This is a genomic window from Lentzea sp. NPDC036949 (assembly GCF_055608075.1).
Genome location: NZ_JBVJRA010000003.1, coordinates 342,057 through 360,400, shown reverse-complemented (window position 1 = coordinate 360,400; position 18,344 = coordinate 342,057). Strand labels below are relative to the sequence as shown.

The 18,344-nt window shown below is 70.3% G+C and carries 21 protein-coding genes; 6 read left to right on the top strand and 15 right to left on the bottom strand.

Translation table 11 applies throughout. The annotated features are described in order from the left end of the window. Positions 1 to 17: 17 nt before the first annotated feature. The 6 genes from shbA to ACZ7CD_RS11170 all read right to left on the bottom strand — a co-directional run bounded on the left by shbA (position 18) and on the right by ACZ7CD_RS11170 (position 4,440). Positions 18 to 608 carry an RNA polymerase sigma factor ShbA gene (shbA, locus tag ACZ7CD_RS11195; RefSeq protein ID WP_470375502.1) on the bottom strand — a complete coding sequence of 197 codons (591 nt, stop codon included), beginning with the start codon at positions 606 to 608 and terminating at the stop codon, positions 18 to 20. Positions 609 to 796: 188 nt separating this feature from the next. Then, positions 797 to 1,537, bottom strand: a complete 741-nt coding sequence (locus ACZ7CD_RS11190) for an RNA polymerase sigma factor (protein WP_360390571.1) — start codon at positions 1,535 to 1,537, stop codon at positions 797 to 799. Positions 1,538 to 1,648: 111 nt separating this feature from the next. Next, positions 1,649 to 2,203, bottom strand: a complete 555-nt coding sequence (locus tag ACZ7CD_RS11185; RefSeq protein ID WP_470378830.1) for a sigma-70 family RNA polymerase sigma factor — start codon at positions 2,201 to 2,203, stop codon at positions 1,649 to 1,651. Then, positions 2,203 to 2,766, bottom strand: a complete 564-nt coding sequence (locus ACZ7CD_RS11180; protein ID WP_360390576.1) for a sigma-70 family RNA polymerase sigma factor — start codon at positions 2,764 to 2,766, stop codon at positions 2,203 to 2,205. The genes ACZ7CD_RS11185 and ACZ7CD_RS11180 overlap by 1 nt, the downstream gene beginning before the upstream one ends. 286 nt (positions 2,767 to 3,052) lie before the next feature. Beyond that, complete coding sequence (locus tag ACZ7CD_RS11175) at positions 3,053 to 3,622, bottom strand: sigma-70 family RNA polymerase sigma factor (protein ID WP_360390578.1); 570 nt, start codon at positions 3,620 to 3,622, stop codon at positions 3,053 to 3,055. Positions 3,623 to 3,720: 98 nt separating this feature from the next. Then, complete coding sequence (locus tag ACZ7CD_RS11170; RefSeq protein WP_360390581.1) at positions 3,721 to 4,440, bottom strand: class I SAM-dependent methyltransferase; 720 nt, start codon at positions 4,438 to 4,440, stop codon at positions 3,721 to 3,723. A gap of 33 nt (positions 4,441 to 4,473) precedes the next feature. Here ACZ7CD_RS11170 and ACZ7CD_RS11165 point away from each other — a divergent pair, with 33 nt between their 5' ends. Genes ACZ7CD_RS11165 through ACZ7CD_RS11150 form a run of 4 tightly spaced genes read left to right on the top strand, consistent with a single transcriptional unit; the run spans position 4,474 to position 8,400 of the window. Next, positions 4,474 to 5,319 carry a ParA family protein gene (locus ACZ7CD_RS11165; RefSeq protein WP_360390583.1) on the top strand — a complete coding sequence of 282 codons (846 nt, stop codon included), beginning with the start codon at positions 4,474 to 4,476 and terminating at the stop codon, positions 5,317 to 5,319. After that, entirely contained in the window at positions 5,312 to 6,073 is a 762-nt protein-coding gene (locus ACZ7CD_RS11160; protein ID WP_470378829.1) for a DNA-formamidopyrimidine glycosylase family protein, read from the top strand. Before ACZ7CD_RS11165 ends, ACZ7CD_RS11160 begins: the two co-directional genes overlap by 8 nt. Before the next feature lie 32 nt (positions 6,074 to 6,105). Further along, positions 6,106 to 7,344: a cytochrome P450 family protein gene (locus tag ACZ7CD_RS11155; RefSeq protein ID WP_470375482.1), complete on the top strand. Its 1,239-nt coding sequence runs from the start codon at positions 6,106 to 6,108 to the stop codon at positions 7,342 to 7,344. Positions 7,345 to 7,404: 60 nt separating this feature from the next. Then, a complete protein-coding gene (locus tag ACZ7CD_RS11150) occupies positions 7,405 to 8,400 on the top strand; it encodes a quinone-dependent dihydroorotate dehydrogenase (protein ID WP_360390590.1) in 996 nt (331 codons plus the stop codon). Here ACZ7CD_RS11150 and ACZ7CD_RS11145 read toward each other — a convergent pair. From ACZ7CD_RS11145 to ACZ7CD_RS11105, 9 genes are all read right to left on the bottom strand, one after another. After that, entirely contained in the window at positions 8,374 to 9,615 is a 1,242-nt protein-coding gene (locus ACZ7CD_RS11145) for a uracil-xanthine permease family protein (RefSeq protein ID WP_458430710.1), read from the bottom strand. The two genes, ACZ7CD_RS11150 and ACZ7CD_RS11145, sit on opposite strands and share 27 nt — an antisense overlap. 181 nt (positions 9,616 to 9,796) lie before the next feature. Then, positions 9,797 to 10,618 (bottom strand): phage shock envelope stress response protein PspM, encoded by an 822-nt coding sequence (gene pspM / locus ACZ7CD_RS11140; protein ID WP_470378828.1) that lies wholly within the window; start codon positions 10,616 to 10,618, stop codon positions 9,797 to 9,799. A gap of 28 nt (positions 10,619 to 10,646) precedes the next feature. Further along, a complete protein-coding gene (locus ACZ7CD_RS11135; RefSeq protein ID WP_360390597.1) occupies positions 10,647 to 11,498 on the bottom strand; it encodes a PspA/IM30 family protein in 852 nt (283 codons plus the stop codon). Positions 11,499 to 11,869: 371 nt separating this feature from the next. After that, the gene (locus ACZ7CD_RS11130) at positions 11,870 to 12,298 is read right to left on the bottom strand and encodes a helix-turn-helix domain-containing protein (protein WP_470370714.1); all 429 of its coding nucleotides are present in this window, start codon (positions 12,296 to 12,298) and stop codon (positions 11,870 to 11,872) included. A gap of 105 nt (positions 12,299 to 12,403) precedes the next feature. After that, on the bottom strand, positions 12,404 to 12,880 hold the full coding sequence (locus ACZ7CD_RS11125) for a CinA family protein (protein ID WP_360390602.1): 477 nt from the start codon (positions 12,878 to 12,880) through the stop codon (positions 12,404 to 12,406). After that, positions 12,877 to 13,455: a CDP-diacylglycerol--glycerol-3-phosphate 3-phosphatidyltransferase gene (gene pgsA / locus ACZ7CD_RS11120; RefSeq protein WP_470378827.1), complete on the bottom strand. Its 579-nt coding sequence runs from the start codon at positions 13,453 to 13,455 to the stop codon at positions 12,877 to 12,879. Before pgsA ends, ACZ7CD_RS11125 begins: the two co-directional genes overlap by 4 nt. Continuing rightward, positions 13,452 to 14,864: a 30S ribosomal protein S12 methylthiotransferase RimO gene (gene rimO, locus ACZ7CD_RS11115; protein ID WP_360390608.1), complete on the bottom strand. Its 1,413-nt coding sequence runs from the start codon at positions 14,862 to 14,864 to the stop codon at positions 13,452 to 13,454. The genes pgsA and rimO overlap by 4 nt, the downstream gene beginning before the upstream one ends. A gap of 39 nt (positions 14,865 to 14,903) precedes the next feature. Further along, a complete protein-coding gene (locus ACZ7CD_RS11110; protein WP_470378826.1) occupies positions 14,904 to 15,449 on the bottom strand; it encodes an RloB family protein in 546 nt (181 codons plus the stop codon). Beyond that, complete coding sequence (locus tag ACZ7CD_RS11105) at positions 15,436 to 16,623, bottom strand: AAA family ATPase (RefSeq protein ID WP_470378825.1); 1,188 nt, start codon at positions 16,621 to 16,623, stop codon at positions 15,436 to 15,438. The genes ACZ7CD_RS11110 and ACZ7CD_RS11105 overlap by 14 nt, the downstream gene beginning before the upstream one ends. A 143-nt stretch (positions 16,624 to 16,766) precedes the next feature. Here ACZ7CD_RS11105 and ACZ7CD_RS11100 point away from each other — a divergent pair, with 143 nt between their 5' ends. Continuing rightward, a complete protein-coding gene (locus tag ACZ7CD_RS11100) occupies positions 16,767 to 17,267 on the top strand; it encodes an amino-acid N-acetyltransferase (protein WP_470375479.1) in 501 nt (166 codons plus the stop codon). A 63-nt stretch (positions 17,268 to 17,330) separates the two neighbouring features. Further along, complete coding sequence (locus ACZ7CD_RS11095; RefSeq protein ID WP_360390617.1) at positions 17,331 to 18,182, top strand: MerR family transcriptional regulator; 852 nt, start codon at positions 17,331 to 17,333, stop codon at positions 18,180 to 18,182. The last annotated feature ends 162 nt before the right edge of the window (positions 18,183 to 18,344 follow it).

The window sequence follows — 18,344 nt, the reverse complement described above, 5'->3', positions numbered from 1 at the left end:
CACGAAACGCGCCGGCGTCACTGACGGGCGGCCGAGCGCAACGCCTCCTGGGCCGCGATCTCCCTGCGCAACCGGCTCAGGGCGCGGTGCTGCGCGACGCGCACGGCACCCGGCGTCGAGTCGACCGCCTCCGCCGTCTCCTCCGCCGACAACCCCACCACCACGCGCAGCACGAGGATCTCCCGCTGCTTGCCCGGCAGCAACCGCAGGAGTGCGCCCATGCGTTCGGACAGCTCGCCCTGCAGGGCCTGTTGCTCGGGCCCGGCGCCGAGGTCGGTCGTCTCCGGCAGCTCGGCCACGGGTTCCGACCGCAGCCGCGCCGCCGCGCGGTGGGCGTCGGCGACCTTGTGCGCGGCGATGCCGTAGACGAACGCGAGGAACGGCCGCCCCTGGTCCCGGTAGGCCGGCAGCGCGGTGAGCACGGCCAGGCAGACCTCCTGCGCGACGTCGTCCGCCGAGGTGGACGACCGGTCCTGCCCGCCGACCCGCGCACGGCAGTACCGCACGATCAACGGCCGCAGCGTGGCGAGCAGCCTCTCCGCCGCTCCCCGGTCACCGGCGGCGGCCCTGGTCACGTAGGTGTCCGCGGTGTCCGGCCTCCGGGCCAGGTAGGAGGCCGAGGGCGCCTCGACCGGTTCGGCCGGCCCGACCGCCTTCGCGCGTTCGAGCAGCGCGTCGAACCGCGGGCCGAGCGCACGGTTCGCCAGCTGCCCGGACGTGGCGTCGCCGACCGAGGTGTTCGCCACGGCGGCTTCTGGAACCGTCCGGTGCAGACCGGTGGAGAACTCCATGGCGGTCACCGATTTCCCTTCGACGCCTCGCGGGCGGCCTCTTTCGCACGCCGCAGCTTCCCCTCGACCGCCCGCGGGGTGATCCGCATGAACTCGGCGATCTCAGCGTGCGAGTAGTTCTGGTCCTTCAGGAACAGCAGCGTGCGCCGGTCCTCGCTGAGCTCGGCGAACACGTCGTCCACCGCCTCGCGGGTCACGACGGCGTCTTCGAGGTCCCCGCCGGCCGCGACGTGCTCCAGGCGCGCCCACGCGTCCAGCAGGTGCCGTTCGTGCCAGGCGTTGTTGCTGGTCCGCCACCTGCGGTAGACGTTGGGGAAGGCCAGCACGCACGCGTTCACGAAGTACTCCTTCAACGGTCCGTGCTCCTCAGACCACTTGCCGCCGAGCACGCCCTCCTCGCGGAACAGGTTGAACCCGGCCCACACGGCCTCGCTGGCGAGCTCCTCCGCTTCGTGGAAGAACACCTCCTGGCGCGCCACGGACCACCTGCGCCGGTCGACCCGCGCGAACATGGCCCCGGACTTCACGAGGTTCCTGACGATCTCGAAGCCGTACCCGACGACCTTGCCGAGGAAGGCCGACCACAGCGGGTCGGCGCACCCGGTCTCGCGGAAGTGCTGGACGAACACGCGGTCCATGTGCAGCTGGTCGGCCTCGGCGGAGCTGAAGTGGTGCACGACGTCCGCCACGGAGAGCAGCGGTCTGCCCGGTCCGCGCTCATCGGCTGCATCCGGGGTTCGCCCCATGCACTCGGGTCCCTACGTCGGCGGCGGGTTGGTGCCTTTGCCAATGGAGATGTCGTTCGGCCGCACGCACCCCCCGCGATCGGCCCAACTAGTTCCGAAAGCAAATACCGGTCACTCGCCGAGCGAGTCGACCTCCTTGCGCAGCCGGGCCAGGGCGCGGTGCTGCGCCACCCGCACGGCGCCGGGCGTCGAGCCGACCGCCTCCGCCGTCTCCTCGGCCGACAGGCCCACGACGACGCGCAGCCGCACGATCTCGCGCTGCTTGTCCGGCAGCACCTCCAGCAGCCGCGCCATCCGCCGGGACAGGTCGCCGTCCACCGCACGCTGCTCCGGTCCCGCCGCCCGGTCGGCCGACTCGGGCAGGTCGGAGGTCGGTTCGGAACGGTTGCGCGCGGCGGCGCGGTGGGCGTCGGCCACCTTGTGGGAGGCGATGCCGTAGACGAACGCCAGGAACGGGCGGCCCTGGTCGCGGTACGAGGGCAGCGAGGTCAGGACGGCCAGGCACACCTCCTGGGCGACGTCGTCGGCCGACGTGGTGCCCCGGACGCGGGACCGGCAGTAGCGGACGATCATCGGGCGGATCGCCTCCAGCAGCTTCGCCACGGCGCCGCGGTCGCCGGCCAGTGCGCCGGCGACGTGCTCGTCGGCTGTCTCCTGCCTCCCCATCAGATCAGGACGCTGGCCTCGGCGACCTCCCTGCGCAGCCGGCCCAGGGCACGGTGCTGCGCCACGCGCACGGCGCCGGGGGTCGACCCGACCGCGTCGGCCGTCTCCTCGGCCGACAGACCCACGACCACGCGCAGCAGGAGGATCTCGCGTTGCTTCTCGGGCAGCACGCGCAGCAGCTTCGCCAGCGCGCCGTTCAGCTCGCCCTGGAGGGCGAAGTCCTCGGGACCGGCGCCGCGCGAGACCTGGTCCGGCACCTCCGCCGTGGGCTCCGCCCGGTTGCGGGCGAGCGCGCGGTGGGCGTCGGCCACCTTGTGCGCCGCGATGCCGTAGACGAAGGCCAGGAAGGGGCGACCTTGGTCACGGTAGTTCGGCAGCGCTGTCAGCACGGCCAGGCACACGTCTTGCGCGACGTCGTCCGCCGTCGTGGCCGAGCGGCCCACGCGCGCGCGGCAGTACTTGACCACCAGCGGTCGCAAGTAGCGAAGCAGCAGGTCAGTGGCCCTGCGATCCCCGTTCACCGCTGCACTGACCACCTCAGCGGGTAATGCCGAACTTTCCATCCGAGCGTCCCCTCGTCCTCGTCCCGCAGAGGAGACGTGCGGATCGTCACTCCTTATGCGGAAAGTAGGGGCAACTTCTGAACGTCACTCGTTTGGAGCAATGAACAACGACTCGTGGAACGCGGAGAGGAACGACTGAAGGCAACCGGAACCTTCCGGTTCCGCCGTTCCAGTGAGTTCGTCACGAGCAATCACCCGATGCCGTGCCTTGCCCACGACGGTCCGCCACGGCTCTCGCGTAACGCGATGAGCACGTCCCCGCGATCAGCAGAGGAGCAGCGCCCGGTCAGATGAGCTCCTCGACCCCCACCGACGACCGCAGCTTCGCGAGCGCGCGGTGCTGCGCCACCCGCACCGCACCCGGCGTCGACCCGACCGCCTCCGCCGTCTCCTCGGCCGACAGGCCCACGACCACGCGCAGCACCAGGATCTCGCGCTGCTTGTCCGGCAGCGCCGCCAGCAGCTGGCCCAGCCGCACCGACAGCGACCCGAGCAGCGCGTGCTGCTCAGGGCCGGGCACGGTGGACGGCCCGTCCGGGACCTCGGCGACCGGCTCCGCGCGGTTGCGAGCGGCGGCGCGGTGGGCGTCCGCGACCTTGTGGGCGGCGATGCCGTAGACGAACGCCAGGAACGGCCGGCCCTGCTCGCGGTAGGTCGGCAGCGCCGTCAGCACGGCCAGGCAGACCTCCTGGGCCACGTCGTCGGCCGACGTCTGCGCCCGTTCGCCGTGCCCGACGCGCGCCCGGCAGTACCGGGTCACGAGCGGGCGGACGGAGGCCAGCAGCCGCTCGACGGCAGGCCGGTCACCCGCGACGGCCTCGTTGACCAACGAGGCCAGCAGGTCGGAACTCTCCATGGCGCGGGTCCCTACGTCGACTGGCGAAGACTACATCTTTCGCCGCAGAGTCGTTTGGGGCCACTCCCCGGGACTGCATTCGTCCCGAAAGCAAAGGCTCAGTGCGTGCGGCGGGCGAGCACGTGCAGCCGGGCCGCCACGTCTCGCAGGGGAGACCGCCGCGCGGCGGCCAGCTCGAGCTCCGCCAGTGCGTCGGCCGCACCCGGATTCGCATCCAGCACGACGCCGGGCACCAGGTCGGACACCACGCCGTGGCCCTGCAGCAACTCGACCGACAACCCGGCTTCGAGGACGAGCTTCTCGAGGCCCGCCACGTCGAACCGGCGCTGCAGCGGGTCGCGCGTGCCCGCCAGCTGACCGGCGTCGTCGTCCAGCAACCGGCGCGCGTCGACGATCCGCCCGGCGATCGCGCGGTGCAGGATCGCCGCGAACCGGTTCGCCACCAGCACCGACACCGCGCCGCCCGGCGTCACCGCGGCGGCCAGCGCCGTGAGCGCGGCGGACGCGTCGTCCACGACCTCCAGCACCCCGTGCGCGAGGACCACATCGGCCTCACCGGCGGGAACACCCAGCGCGTCGGTGTCGCCCTGCACCGCGTTGATCTTCACGCCGGCCTCGCGCGCACGGGTGTGCAGGGTGGCCAGTGCGTTCGGCGAGGGCTCCACGACCGTGACGGCACAGCCCGCGGCGGCGAGGGGCACTGCCCACACGCCGCTGCCGCCGCCGACGTCGAGGACGCGGGGCGGTTCGCCGCCCCTGCGCTCCCGCGCGGCGGTCAGTTCGGCGTCGAGCACCCTGTGTACGGCGTCCGGTCGCATGGCACACAGCGTAGGAGACCCTAGAGTAGGTCTGTGCATACGGTGTCCGTGCTCAGCCTCAAGGGAGGCGTCGGCAAGACGACGGTGGTGCTCGGCCTGGCCTCTGCCGCCCTCCGCCGTGGTGTCCGCACTCTGGTGATCGACCTCGATCCGCAGTGCAACGCCACGTCGACGCTGGAGCCCGAGGATCCGAAGGCCAGCATCTACGACGTCCTGAAGGACCCGTCGGAGGAGAACCTGGAACAGGCGATCCGCCCCAGCAGGTGGGGTGACGGCATCGACGTCCTGTCCGGGTCGGAGGACGCCGAGCTGCTCAACCACCCCGACCCCAACGAGTCGCGCCTGCACCGGCTCAAGACCGCGCTGCGCACGTTGCGCGACATGTACGACGAGTTCCCCTACCAGCTCGTGCTGCTCGACTGCCCGCCCTCACTGGGCCAGCTGACCCGTTCCGCGCTGGTCGCGGCCGATCGCGCACTGCTGGTGACCGAGCCCACCATGTTCGCCGTGGCGGGCGTGCAGCGCGCGTTCGAGGCGGTGCAGAACGAACGTGAGAAGAACAACACCGACCTGCAGCCGCTGGGCGTGGTGGTGAACCGGGTGCGGCCGCGCTCGCACGAGCACCAGTTCCGCATCGACGAGCTGCGCGACATCTTCGGCCCGCTGGTGATGCCGGTGGCGCTGCCGGACCGGCTCGCGGTGCAGCAGGCGCAGGGCGCGTGCATGCCGATCCACGAGTGGGGTACTCCGGGCGCACGTGAGGTGGCGCTGGCGTTCAACCTGCTGCTGGCCCGGATCCAGCGCATCTCCCGCAGCCGCCGCCGCGCGGTGCACCACGACTTCGACGACGACGAGATCCAAGAGGCGGTGGATGCCTGAAGGCGACACCGTCTTCCTGGCCGGCCATCGGATGAACGATGCGCTCGCCGGGAAGACGCTGGTGCGCGGCGAGCTGCGGCACCCGAGGCTGGCCGCGGTGGACCTGGCCGGGCTCGACGTGCTCGGTGTGCGCACGTACGGCAAGCACATGTTCACCCGGTTCTCCGACGGCAACAGCCTGCGCAGCCACTTCCGCATGGACGGCGCGTGGCACCTGTACCGGCCGGGCGAGCGCTGGAAGCGGCCGGGGCACCAGGCGCGGGCGGTGCTGGAGGTCGACGACCGGCAGGCCATCGGGTTCGCGTTGCACGACATGGAGCTCCTGCCGACGGCACGCGAGGACGAGCTCATCTCCCACCTCGGGCCCGATCTGCTCTCCCCCGGCTTCGACGCCGCCGAGGCGGTGCGGCGGTTGACCGCGGACCCCGACCGGGCCATCGGCATCGCGTTGCTGGACCAGCGCGTGATGGCCGGTGTCGGCAACCTCTACCGCGCGGAGGTCTGCTTCCTGCTGCGCGTCCTCCCGACGGCGCCGGTGTCCGCGGTGGACTCGGCCCGAGCGGTCGCGCTGTCGCGGAAGCTGTTGCAGGCCAACCAGTGGCGGCCGGAGCAGTCCACGACGGGCGACCTGCGCGTGCAGCACTACGTCTTCGAACGCACCGGCAGACCGTGCCTGCGGTGCCGCACCAGGGTCCGGTCGGGCGAGCTCGACGGCAGGTTCGTCTACTTCTGCCCAAAATGCCAGTCCGGTTGAACCGAAGGGCTCGTCCGGCCGTGTCCTTCGACATGGCGGTAAATCTGGATGCGCTGCGCCCGGGCTTCACCGACGACCCGTACCCGGTGCTGACGAGCCTGCGCGAAGCGGGTCCCGTGCACCGGGTCGAGAACTTCGGCGCGCCGATGTGGCTCGTGACCCGCTACCCCGACGTGCGGGCCGCACTGGACCACCCGCTGCTGTCCTCGCACGGCTCCGCGCTCGCCGAGCCCTTGCGCGGGCACCCGCACTTCGCGTCGTGGTGGTTCGGCGACCTGTCGGACCACATGATGAACAGCGACGCCCCCGACCACACCCGCCTGCGCCGCGCGGTGTCGAGCGAGCTGACCCCGCGCCGCATCGCCGCGCTGCGCCCGCGTGCCGAGCAGCTCGCGACGACGCTGGTCGAGGGGTTCCTCGACGCCGGGCGCTGCGACCTGGTCGCGGACTTCGCGGCGCCGCTGCCGATCACGCTGCTGGTGGAGCTGCTCGGCGTGCCCGCGGTGGACCAGGAGAACTTCCGGTACTGGGCGGACGTGGTCACCGGGCTCGCCGACGGTGACGCCGCCTCGGCCCGCGAGGAGGCCTCGGGCTACCTGCTCGACCTGGTGGCGCACAAGCGGACCTCCGGCGACGACGACCTGATCGGCGGGCTGGCCCGTGCGAGCGGCGAGGCCGCGCTGTCCGACCGCGAGCTCGCCTCGCTGGCGTTCCTGCTGCTCGTAGCGGGGTACACGACCGCGGTCGACCTCGTCGGCAACGGCGCGCTGGCGTTGCTGCGCCACCCGGAACAGCTGGAGCTGCTGCAACGCTCGTCGTCGCTGCTGCCGGGCGCGATCGAGGAGTTCCTGCGGTTCGACGGCCCTGCCTCGCACCTGCTGCGGTTCGCGAGCGGGGACCTGACGATCGGCGGCGTGCGAATCCCCGCCGGTGACGTGGTGCTGCTGTCGCTGGCCTCCGCCGACCGCGACACCACGCGCTACCCGCGGGCCGACCAGCTCAACATCGAGCGGGCGGATCGGCAGCACCTGGCGTTCGGGCACGGCATGCACTTCTGCCTCGGCGCGCCGATGGCTCGGCTGGAGGGCGACGTGGCGTTCCGCGCGCTGCTGGGCCGCTGCACGGGGCTCGCCCTGGACACCGCACGACCGCTGGGCTGGCGGGTGTCGCTGGGCAGCCGGGGGCTGCGGTCGCTGCCGGTGCGGTTCCTGGCCAGGCCGGCCGTGCCGCTCGACGAGCAGGCGACGGTGAAGGTGCCCAGGCCGTCCTGACCGGCGCTGGCGGACGAGAGCCGGTGCGCCCGTTCTGAACTGGCGTTATAGGGTGGGCGCGTGGTCTACAAGCAGGTGGTTCGCAAGGCGTTGTTCTCGATGCACGGTGGCGACGCGGAGCGGGTCCACGAGACCACGCTCGCCGCCATGGCCCGGCTCAGCCCGCTGGCCAGGTTCGCGCGGGGCCAGAACAACCCGCGCACCGTGTTCGGCGTCCGGTTCCCCAACCCGGTCGGGCTCGCCGCCGGTCTCGACAAGGACGGCAGGGCGCTGCCGGCGTGGGCCGCGCTGGGCTTCGGGTTCGTCGAGGTCGGCACGGTCACGTGGCACCCGCAGCCGGGCAACCCCAAGCCGCGGCTGTTCCGCCTGCGCGAGGACGAGGCGATCATCAACCGGATGGGCTTCAACAACGCCGGAGCGCGCGCGCTCGCGCAGAAGCTCGACAAGACCACCCTCAGGGCGCCGCTGGGCATCAGCCTGGGCAAGTCGAAGGTCACCCCGGTCGAGCACGCCGTCGAGGACTACCTGAACTCGCTGAGCGCCCTTCAGGACCACGGCGACTACTACGCGATCAACGTCAGCTCGCCCAACACCCCTGGCCTGCGCAGCCTGCAGGACAAGGGCGCGCTCACCGAGCTCGTCGCGGCGATGACGCGGGCCACCGAGAAGCCGATGCTCGTCAAGATCGCGCCCGACCTCACCGACGACGCCATCGCCGAGGTCATCCAGGTGTGCGTGGACCACGGCATCAAGGGCCTCATCGCCACGAACACCACCCTCGGCCGCGAGGGCCTCAGGAGCCCCCACAGGGACGAGACGGGCGGTCTGAGCGGCAGGCCGCTCACCCAGCGGGCGAACGACGTCGTCCGGTTCATCACGAAGAACAGCGACCTGCCGGTGATCGGCGTCGGCGGCATCGCGACGCCCGACGACGCCCTGCGCATGATCGACGCGGGCGCGAGCCTGGTGCAGCTCTACACCGGTTTCATCTACGAGGGTCCCGGCCTGGTGAGCCGGATCAACGAGGCGCTACGCGGGGTGCCGGGCGGCGCGTAGCCAGCGCATCACCGGGTGCAGGATCACGACCAACAGCGACCCCCACACCAGGCCGCCCATCTTCAGCGAGCCGATCTCGATGGTCAGGTCGCCGACGCCGGCGACCAGCGCCGCCCCGCCGACCATGGCGTTGACCGGGTTGGTGAGGTCGACGCCGCGGTCCATCCAGATCCGCACGCCGATGAGCACGATCAGGCCGTAGAGCACCAGCGTGCACCCGCCCAGCACACCGGGCGGGATGGTGCCGAACAGCGCGATGGCCTTCGGGGAGAACGCGAGCAGCACGGAGAGCACCCCGGCGACCGCGAACGCCGCCGTGGTGTAGATCCGGGTCACGGCCATGACGCCGATGTTCTCGGAGTACGTCGTCGTGCCCACGCCCCCGCCCAGGCCCGAGAGCGCCGTGGACAGGCCGTTGGCGATGATCGCGTCGCCCGCGCTGCCGTCGAGGTTGCGGCCGGTCAGCGCGGCCACCGCCTTGACGTGGCCGACGACCTCCGCGACCAGGACGATCACCACCGGCAGCATCAGCAGCACGACGGACGGGCGCAGCTCCGGCTGGTGCAGCTGCGGCAGCCCCACCCAGGACGCCTCGCGCAACGCCGTGAACCGCGCCGGCGGCACGGCACCGGCCAGCACCCCGCCGGCCCAGACGCCGACGAACCCGACCAGCACCGAGAACCGGACCAGCAGCCCGCGGCCGAGGACACCGGCCAGCAGGACCACGCCGGTCGTGATCGCGGCCAGCGCCGGCTGCTCCGCGAAGTGCGAGGTGGCCTGGTGCGAGAGGTTCAGGCCGATGATGACCACGACGGCACCGGTGACGACCGGCGGCATGACCGACTCCAGCAGCCGCACGCCGAGCGCCTTCACGGCGATGCCGACGACGATCACGAGCAGACCGGCGGCGACCACCCCGCCGAGCTGCGCGGCGATGCCCTGTTCACGGGCGGCCACCAGCGGCGCGACGAACGCGAAGGACGAGCCGAGGTAGCTGGGGACCCGGTTCTTGGTGATCAGCAGGAACAGCAGCGTGCCGAGGCCGGAGAACAGCAGCGTCGTGGCGACCGGCAGGCCGGTCGCGGTGGGAACCAGCACCGTCGCGCCGAACATGGCGACCAGGTGCTGCACGCCGAACCCGATGGTGAGCGGCCAGCTCGCCCGCTCCTGCGGTGCGACGGCCTCACCGTCGGTGACCCGACCGTCCCCGTGCACGGTCCACAACGCCAACGCACTGCCTCCCGGCAACCCACCCGGACTTCCCGCTGCCCGGCCCCGGAATCCTGCCACGCCTGGTAGTGGCCACGGCTAGATAACGGTCTGATAATCACACGATTGCCGTAAATATCTCCAGCAATCCACGCCGATAGACGCACGTGATTACCCAGGGTGACGATTAATACGCTGAATAGCCTGTCACGTCCCGCATTGCGGACGCGAGACCGGCCATGTGGTCGGTGGCGTCGTCCAGCACCATGCGCGGGTCCTGGAACGCGGTGCTCGCCGCGAGCGCCTGGCCCGCCGCAGCCACCAGCGCACAGTAGCGGTCCACGCCGTCGGCCAGCTGGATCCGCAGCACCCGCACACCCTCGACGAGCGAGCCGCGCTCCAGGTGCGGCGCGGTGTCGCGGGCCCGTTCGACGGCTTGGAGCTGCGCGGACACCGAACGGATGGCGGCCGACGCCTCCTGGGCGGTCTGCCGGGCGTGCTGGATCGACTCCGTCGGCAACGAGGTGAGCGCCGGCGAGTCGAGCTGCTTCAGCAGCTCGGTCATCGTGTCCTCGGCGCTGTGCAGCTTCTCCATCGGCACCCGTGCCGCGGAGATGTGCGCGGGCAGCGGCGGCCGGGGCGGTGGCGGCGGGCTGAGTGCGAGCCGCTGCCGGGCCGCGCCGATCTCGCGCAGCTTGAAGCCGCTGCGCACGGCGAGGACCGCGGGCACGGCCGCGCCGACCGTGCCGGCGACGGCGGCCCAGGTGCCCAGCACGCCGGTGAAGCCGAAGACGGCCAGCGTGCCGAGCATCATGATCAGGATCGCCCAGAACGTGAGCACGGCGTTGGTGCGCTTGCGCCTGCGTTCGAGCTTCGCGACCGGGTCGTTCCACCTCTGGAGGCGGTAGCGCGCCTGCTCGGCCAGCGGGTGGCCCTGGAGCGACGCACCCAACTCGCCGACGACCTTGCGGACGATCTCGTTGTTGGGACGGTTTCTCCAGGGCTCCATGATCACCTGCTGACTCCTCCTGCCCCGCTCAGTTCTGAGCCGGCGGGACCTGCTGCTGCGTGGTCTTCTGCTCGTGCTGCACGCGCTGCGCGATCTCGGCCTGGATCTGCGCCGCCGCGCTGTTGCCCTGGGTGACCTGCTGCGGCGTGTTCGCCTGGCCACCGTGCATGGACGCGCGGATCTGCTCCAGCCGCGACGAACCGGCGAGCTGGGTGGTCGAGGCCTGCACCTCGAGCATCCGGCCCTGCACCGAGTTCTGGGCGAGCTCGGCGGACCCGAGCGCGGTGGAGTAGCGCTTCTCGATCTTGTCGCGGACCTCTTCCAGCGACGGCACGTTGCCGGGCGCGGCGAGCTCGCTCATCTGGTTCAGCGACGCGGAGACCTGCTCCTGCATCTTCGCCTGCTCCAGCTGGCTGAGCAGCTTCGTGCGCTCGGCGAGCTTCTGCTGCAACATCATCGAGTTGCGCTCGACGGCCTGCTTGGCCTGTGCGGCGGCCTGCAGCGACTGGTCGTGCAGCGTCTTGAGGTCCTCGATGCCCTGCTCCGCGGTCACGAGCTGGGTGGCGAAGCCCTGCGCCGCGTTCTCGAACTGCTGCGCCTTCTGCTCGTCGCCCTTCGCGCGCGCCTCGTCGGCGAGCACGAGCGCCTGGCGCGCGGAGGCCTGCAGCTTCTCCACGTCGCCGAGCTGGCGGTTGAGCTTCATCTCCAACTGCCGCTGGTTGCCGATGACGGCCGCGGCCTGCTGAGAGAGCGCCTGGTGCTGACGCTGCGCCTCCTCGATGGCCTGCTGGATCTGCACCTTCGGGTCAGCGTGCTCGTCGATCTTGGACGAGAACGATGCCATCAGGTACTTCCAGAACTTCACGAACGGACTGGCCATCTCCTACGCCTGCCTTCTCGGTGCCGGTGTTGGATCCATCGTCTCAATTGTGCGTCGGCGTATCCACCGACACGGGGAGATATCCGGGAACACCCTGACCCCACCCCGGGACTGAGGAGAACACGCCTGACGACGTGCAATCCTGCCCGCACCCGCGTCCTGGGACGCGGTGACCCCACCCGCTGTGGCCAAGCCGTTGTCTCCCGTTCAGCCGACGGGGGTCGTTGTCAGTTGAACGCACGAGCGCACGATGTTGTTGCAGCGAGTCACGTGGCGGCGGCCACAGCGGCTCTCAGCGCCCTCTCAGCTCACCAGAACGCCAGCGGCCCCGCTCACCAGGGGGCGAACGGGGCCGAGAACGACATGGGTAGTTATGCGGCGGCCACTGCCTTGGGCGGCTCGCCGATCTTACTGGTGAGCCGGTGGCTGAGCATCGGCTGCAACCGCAGGTCGGACAGGTCGTCCGAGAGCGTTGTGGGCAGCACGCGGCCGCCCTCCAGCTTGCCGCGCCCGTGGTCCGCACGACCGCTCTGAACGGTGTCCGGCACCGTGTCCGGCGTCTGCTGGACGGCGCCGATGTCGGAGGCGACGTGGTGCAGGAGCTCGGACAGCGGCAGTTCCAGTGCCTCGCAGATGGCCGCGAGGAGCTCGCTGGACGCCTCTTTGCGGCCGCGCTCCACCTCGGACAGGTACCCCAGGCTCACGCGGGCGGTCCGAGAGACCTCGCGCAGCGTGCGGCGTTGGTTGGTGCGGGCATGGCGAAGCCGATCACCGATCGCCTCGCGCAGCAGCACGGTCATCGCGCGCCTCCTTCCGGCCGGCCGTGTCCCTACGTTACCGATCGACACCGACAACGGGCAGTGACTTCCGAACACGTCCGCCCAGGGCGAACGAACGGTTGGTCGTCATTTGTTCCCGTCCGCGGTGCCCAGCAGCTCGTCCGAGAGCAGGACCAGGGCTTTTTCCACCGCTGTGAGACGGACCGCTTTTCGGTCGCCACTCACGGTGATGGTCCGCACCGTGGACACTCCAGGCCCGCTCAAGCCGATGTGGACCGTGCCTGGAGCGACGCCGTCCTGCGGGTCCGGTCCGGCGACCCCGGTGAGCCCGATCCCCCAGTCCGCCCCGCACCTGGTCCGGGCACCGTCGGCCAGCTGGAGGGCCACCTCGGGGTGCACGGCACCGTGCTCGTCGAGCAGCTGCTGGTCCACGCCTGCGAGCTCGTGCTTGAGCTCGGTGGCGTAGACGATCAACCCACCGCGGACCACGGCACTCGCCCCCGGTGTGTCGACGATCGTCGCGCACAGCAGACCCGCGGTGAGCGACTCGGCCGTGGCGACGGTCTGGTTCCTCGCCTTGAGCAGATCGACCACGTTCGTCATGCGACGGCCCGATCTGCCCTTGCTTTCATCTTGAACGCCCTGATGACGTAATCGATTCCCGTCACCACGGTGAGCGCCAGCGCCAGCGCCATGATCGCCCACGCGACCAGCTCCAGCACGTCGTTCCCCGGCAGCACGAACAACCCGATCGCGATGACCTGCGCGAGCGTCTTGGCCTTGCCGCCGCGGCTGGCCGGGATGACGCCGTAGCGGATCACCCAGAACCGCAGCAGCGTGATGCCGACCTCGCGCACGGCGATGGTGATCGTGATCCACCACGGCAGCACGTCGAGGATGCTCAGCCCGACCAGCGCGGACCCGGTGAGCGCCTTGTCCGCGATCGGGTCGGCGATCTTGCCGAAGTCGGTGATCAGGCCGTGCTTGCGGGCGAGCGTGCCGTCGATGTGGTCGGTGAAGCTCGCGACGGCGAACACGCCGAACGCGATCAGCCGCCAGGTCGTGTCGAAACCGCCAGCTTCGAACAGGGAGAACAGGAAGACCGGAACGAGGACCAGCCGCGCCATCGTCAGGATGTTCGCGACGTTGAGCAGCGGGACCTTCCGGGCCTCGGTCATGTGCCCACTACCCCGATCGGCTCGACCACGAGGTCGACGCCCTCGGAGTCGACGACCCGGCAGCGGACGAGGTCACCGCGCTTGAGGTCCTCGGCTTCGAGCACGATGCACTCGCCGTCGACCTCGGGCGCCTGGTGCTCGGCGCGCCCGACGCAGTCGCTCTCCTCGTCCTCCTCGTGCTCGATGAGCACGACGACCTCGGTGCCCACCCGGTCCTCGGCGCGCTGGCTGGTGAGCTCCTCGACGAGGTTGCCGATCCGGGTGACCCGCTCGGCGATGGTGTCGGCGTCGAGCTTGCCGTCGAGGTCCTCGGCCTCGGTGCCGTCCTCGTCGGAGTAGCCGAAGATGCCGACCGCGTCCAGGCGCGCCTCGGTGAGGAACCGCTCCAGCTCGGCCAGGTCCTCCTCGGTCTCACCGGGGAAGCCGACGATGAAGTTGCTGCGGATGCCCGCCTCGGGCGCGTGCTCGCGGATCTGCCACACGAGCTTGAGGAAGCTGTCGGTGTCGCCGAACCGGCGCATGCGCCGCAGCACGTTCTCGCTGGAGTGCTGGAACGACATGTCGAAGTAGTTCGCGACCTTGTCGGTCTTCGCGATGGCGGCCACCAGGCTCGGCTTGGTCTCGGCCGGCTGCAGGTAGCTCACCCGCACCCGCTCGACGCCCGGGATGCCCGCGAGACGCGGCAGGAGCTGTTCGAGCGCACCCTGCTCCCGCGGCAGGTCCTTGCCGTAGCTCGTGGAGTTCTCGCTGACGAGGAAGAGCTCCTTGACGCCGTTCTCGGCGAGCCACATGGCCTCGGACACGACCTCGTCGGGGTGCCGCGACACGAACGCGCCGCGGAAGCTCGGGATGGCGCAGAAGCTGCACCGCCGGTCACACCCGGACGCGATCTTCAACGGCGCCACGGGCGCGTCGTCGAGCCGCTTGCGCTGGACCTTCGTCGGCCCCCAGCCGTGGCCGGGCACCTGCACCGCGTCCTTGGCCTCCTGGCGCTTGACCGGCGTGATCGGCAGCAGCGTGCGCCGGTCCACCGGCACGTGCGACTCGACCGGCTTGCCGTGCAGCACGTCCTGCAGCCGCTCGGCCAGGTCGTTGTACTGGTCGAACCCCAGGACCGCGGCCGCCTCGGGGAGGCTGTCCGCGAGCTCCTTGCCGTACCGCTCGGCCATGCACCCGACCGCGACGACCTTGGCGCCGGTGTCGGACGCGGCGAGCAACGTGTCGACCGAGTCCTTCTTGGCCTGCTCGACGAAGCCGCACGTGTTGACGACGACGACGTCCGCGCCCTCGTCCACCAGCTCCCAGCCGCCCTCGCCGAGCCGTCCGGCGAGCTCTTCGGAGTCGACCTCGTTGCGGGCGCAGCCCAGGGTCAGCAGCGACACGCGTCGCGGAGTGGTGGGAGAAGACACGGCGCTCAGCGTAACCGCCCCGGGTGCCGACGCTTGAACTCAGTGCTGCAGGAGCACCTCGACGAGGCGCCACACACCGGTCGAGGGGTTGCCCGGCCCCAGTTCCCTCGCCCGTGTGACCGCCATCTCAACCCCGTGGTCGAACGCCGCGTAGTCGAGCTTCTTGTCGTAACCCGGCACGTGTTTTTGCACCAGCCGGCACGCCGCTGACCCGTCGTCGATGTGCGCACGGTGGTCGCGGAAGTGGAGCAGGAGCCACAGCTCGAAGCACGGCTCGGAGACCGCGAGCTCGACGTCAGCCCGTTCCGCCGCCCGGCGTGCGGCTTCCACGTCGAACTCGTCGACGTCGACCACGCACCACACACCGTCGTACTCATCGGCGGTGAAGATGCTCTTGGCGTACCGGACGAGGTTCTCCGGTGACTCGACCTTGGTCCTGACCTTCAGCCGAACGCCGCGCGTCCTCGCCATGCCCTTGAAGTAGTTGGGTTCGGTGCGCTGACCTCCGCACACGACCAACAGGTGCCCTGGCCGCAGCGCGCGGTCGCGTCCTCTGCGGTGCTGCGTGTTCTCACGCCTCGCCACGGTCACCTCGAACCGCCTCGGCGAACCGGTCCTGGAACAGTTCCGGCACCGCTCCGTACCGCCCGGCCAGATAGCGGCGTTCGAGGTTGTCCTCGGCCCTGGGCTTGAAGTCGGTGAGCGGGTACAGCGTGCTGGCGCCGGTCTCCCGGTCCTTTTCGACGAACCAGATCTCGTCGCGCCGGAGCACCTCCTCCCCCAGGGGCGGGTGCAGCAGCGTCGCGTCGTGGGTGGTGAAGATCAGCTGAGCCCCGGCATGGTTGACCTCGCCGTCGTGGAAGAGGGCGACCAACCGGGCGGCGAGCAGGGGGTGCAGGCTCGCGTCGATCTCGTCGATCACCAGCGTGCCGCCGGTGCGCAAGGTCGTCAGCACTGTCGGCAGCAAGCCCAGCCACGACCTGGTTCCTGCCGACTCGTCGCCCAGGAACAGCCCGAAGCCTCCGTGAGCCACGATCAGGGTTGGCCTGAGCTCGCCGTCCGGACGCCGCACGTTGGCGACGACCAGATCCGTGATCCCGAAGTCGGCGGCTCGAACCAGTTCGACGGCCCGGCTGTGCTCAGAGGGCTGGTTGCTGAGGAACTCGGCCATGGGGTCTTCGCCGGCCGAGGCGCTCACGCCGAGCCGGAAGTGGAGCTGATGCGTGAACCACCCCCGCACCGGCAGGACGTGGGCCACCGCCGACTGCGCCGCCAGGCTGAGGAACAACGCGTTGGGCCTGAGCAGACCTCCCAGCAGCTCCAGTCTTGCGCGATCGTCGACGGTGCTCCCGAACCTCAGCCCCTTCTCGTCCCGCTCGAACAGCACGCGCTTGCGCGCTTCCGGGTAGGAGTACAGCCACTCCTCATGAACGGAGTCGTCGTCGACCTCGAAGCCGTAGGTGTGCCGAACTCCGTCGAGCACGAGCTCGACCACGAAGGTGGACGTCTCACCGTCCCCGTTCAGCGCGAAACGCCGGCGTGGGACACCTGCGTCCGGAGTCCACGAGGAGAACGAGTCCCGAACGGCGCGCTGCATGAACGCCAACCCGTCGAGCAGGTTCGACTTGCCGGAGGCGTTGGCCCCGTAGATCCCCGCCACCGGCAGGGCTTCGCGGTCTTTCGAGTAGGCGGGCATGAGCAACAACTCGTGCTCGTCGCGGAACGAGCGGTGGTTGTCCAGCCGAAAGCTGCGCAGCACCGCAACCCACCTCCCGAGAATCTACAAGCCGATCTGTGCAAGTAAACCGCACAGAACAAGCTGTGGCTCTCCACCCATCCGGTTTTCATGTTCGTAGCTACCGCCAGCGGCCCATGTGACACGGCGGCCCATACTTGACAGTTGTGACCAGTGGGGTAGTCGTGCGGCGCGCCCGCACCAGCGACGTGCGCGCCATGAAGGCGTTGATCGACGGGTATGCCGGCAAGGTCCTGCTCTCCAAACCCCTGGTCACGCTGTACGAGGCGGTCCAGGAGTTCTGGGTCGCCGAGGAGGACGGCGAGCTGCTCGGGTGCGGCGCCCTGCACGTGATGTGGGAGGACCTGGCCGAGATCCGCTCCGTCGCCGTGTCCCCCGTCGCGCTGGGCCGCGGGGTCGGGCACCGGATCGTCGCCCAGCTCATCGCCACCGCGAAGGAGCTGCAGCTCGCGCGGATCTTTGTGCTCACGTTCGAGACGCGGTTTTTCAGCAAGCACGGGTTCGTGGAGATCGAGGGCACGCCGGTGAGCCCGGAGGTCTACGAGGAGATCATGCGGTCGGTGGACGAGGGTGTCGCCGAGTTCCTCGACCTGAGCTACGTGAAGCCGAACACGTTGGGCAACAGCCGGATGCTCCTGGAGCTGTAACCCTTCGAGTATTCACTCGAAGAGTCTTGACTCGACTAACGCGGGCCCACCAAGCTCGTAACCGTGCCCGAATCGCTCACCATCGACGAGCTCGCCGCCCGTGTCGCGCTGCCCAGCAGCACCATTCGGATGTACCAGACGAAAGGTGTGCTGCACGCGCCGAGACGGCAGGGGCGCGTGGCGTACTACGACGCCTCGCACGTCGAGCGGCTGACGTTGGTGCAGCGGTTGCAGCAGCGGGGGTTCTCGCTGCCCGCGATCGCCGAGCTCATCGCCGCGCGCGAGAAGGGTGAAAGCGTCGCCACAGTCCTCGGCATGGGTGAAACCGAGGGGCCGGACGACTGGGTGCGGATCAAGGTGCGCGACATCAAGCACCTCGTGCCCATGGGTGAGGTCCAGCCGCGTCTCCTCCTCCGGGCAATGCGGCTGGGTCTCGTCCGCTGGAAGTACGGCTGGCCGCACGCGCGCAGGTGGGCCCTCGAGGCCGGTGGGCGGCTCGCGGGGCTGAGGGTGCCCAGCGACGACGTGATGGACAGCTTCACCCGGCTCCGCGCGGCCACGGACTCCATTGCGGCGGACTTCGTGCGGTTGTTCGAGCAGCGGTTCTGGCCGGAGCTGGCCCGCAAGGCCGGTGACGACAACCAGTTGGAGAACGTCCGCTCGCTGCTCGTCGAGCTGACCTTCACGGCGGAGACCGCGGTGGTCGGCACGCTGCGGGAGTCCATCCGGGACGCGGCGGAGGAGTTCGCGGCGCGGCACGGGTTGTTGCCCAGCGACGACTTCCAGCCCGCGTGGGCCGAGCAGCCGTTGCCGCCGATCGCCGAGAACATCGTCGACCCGGCCGGTGACCTGCCGAGCGAACAGGAGATCGAGAACTTCCTGCGCAGAGGGGACGAGGACGAGCCTGGTCGCTGACCCGGCCTGGTGCTCGTCGTGCGCACCACGCAGTCTGTCCGATGTGGACCCCGAGAGCTGAGCGGCGGTTCAGCAGTGGCGGCACGAACCGCGGTGCGGTCACCTGACGTTCACCGGATCGTGTCTACCGGCACCTGTGGATCACCGGCTACAACGGAACGA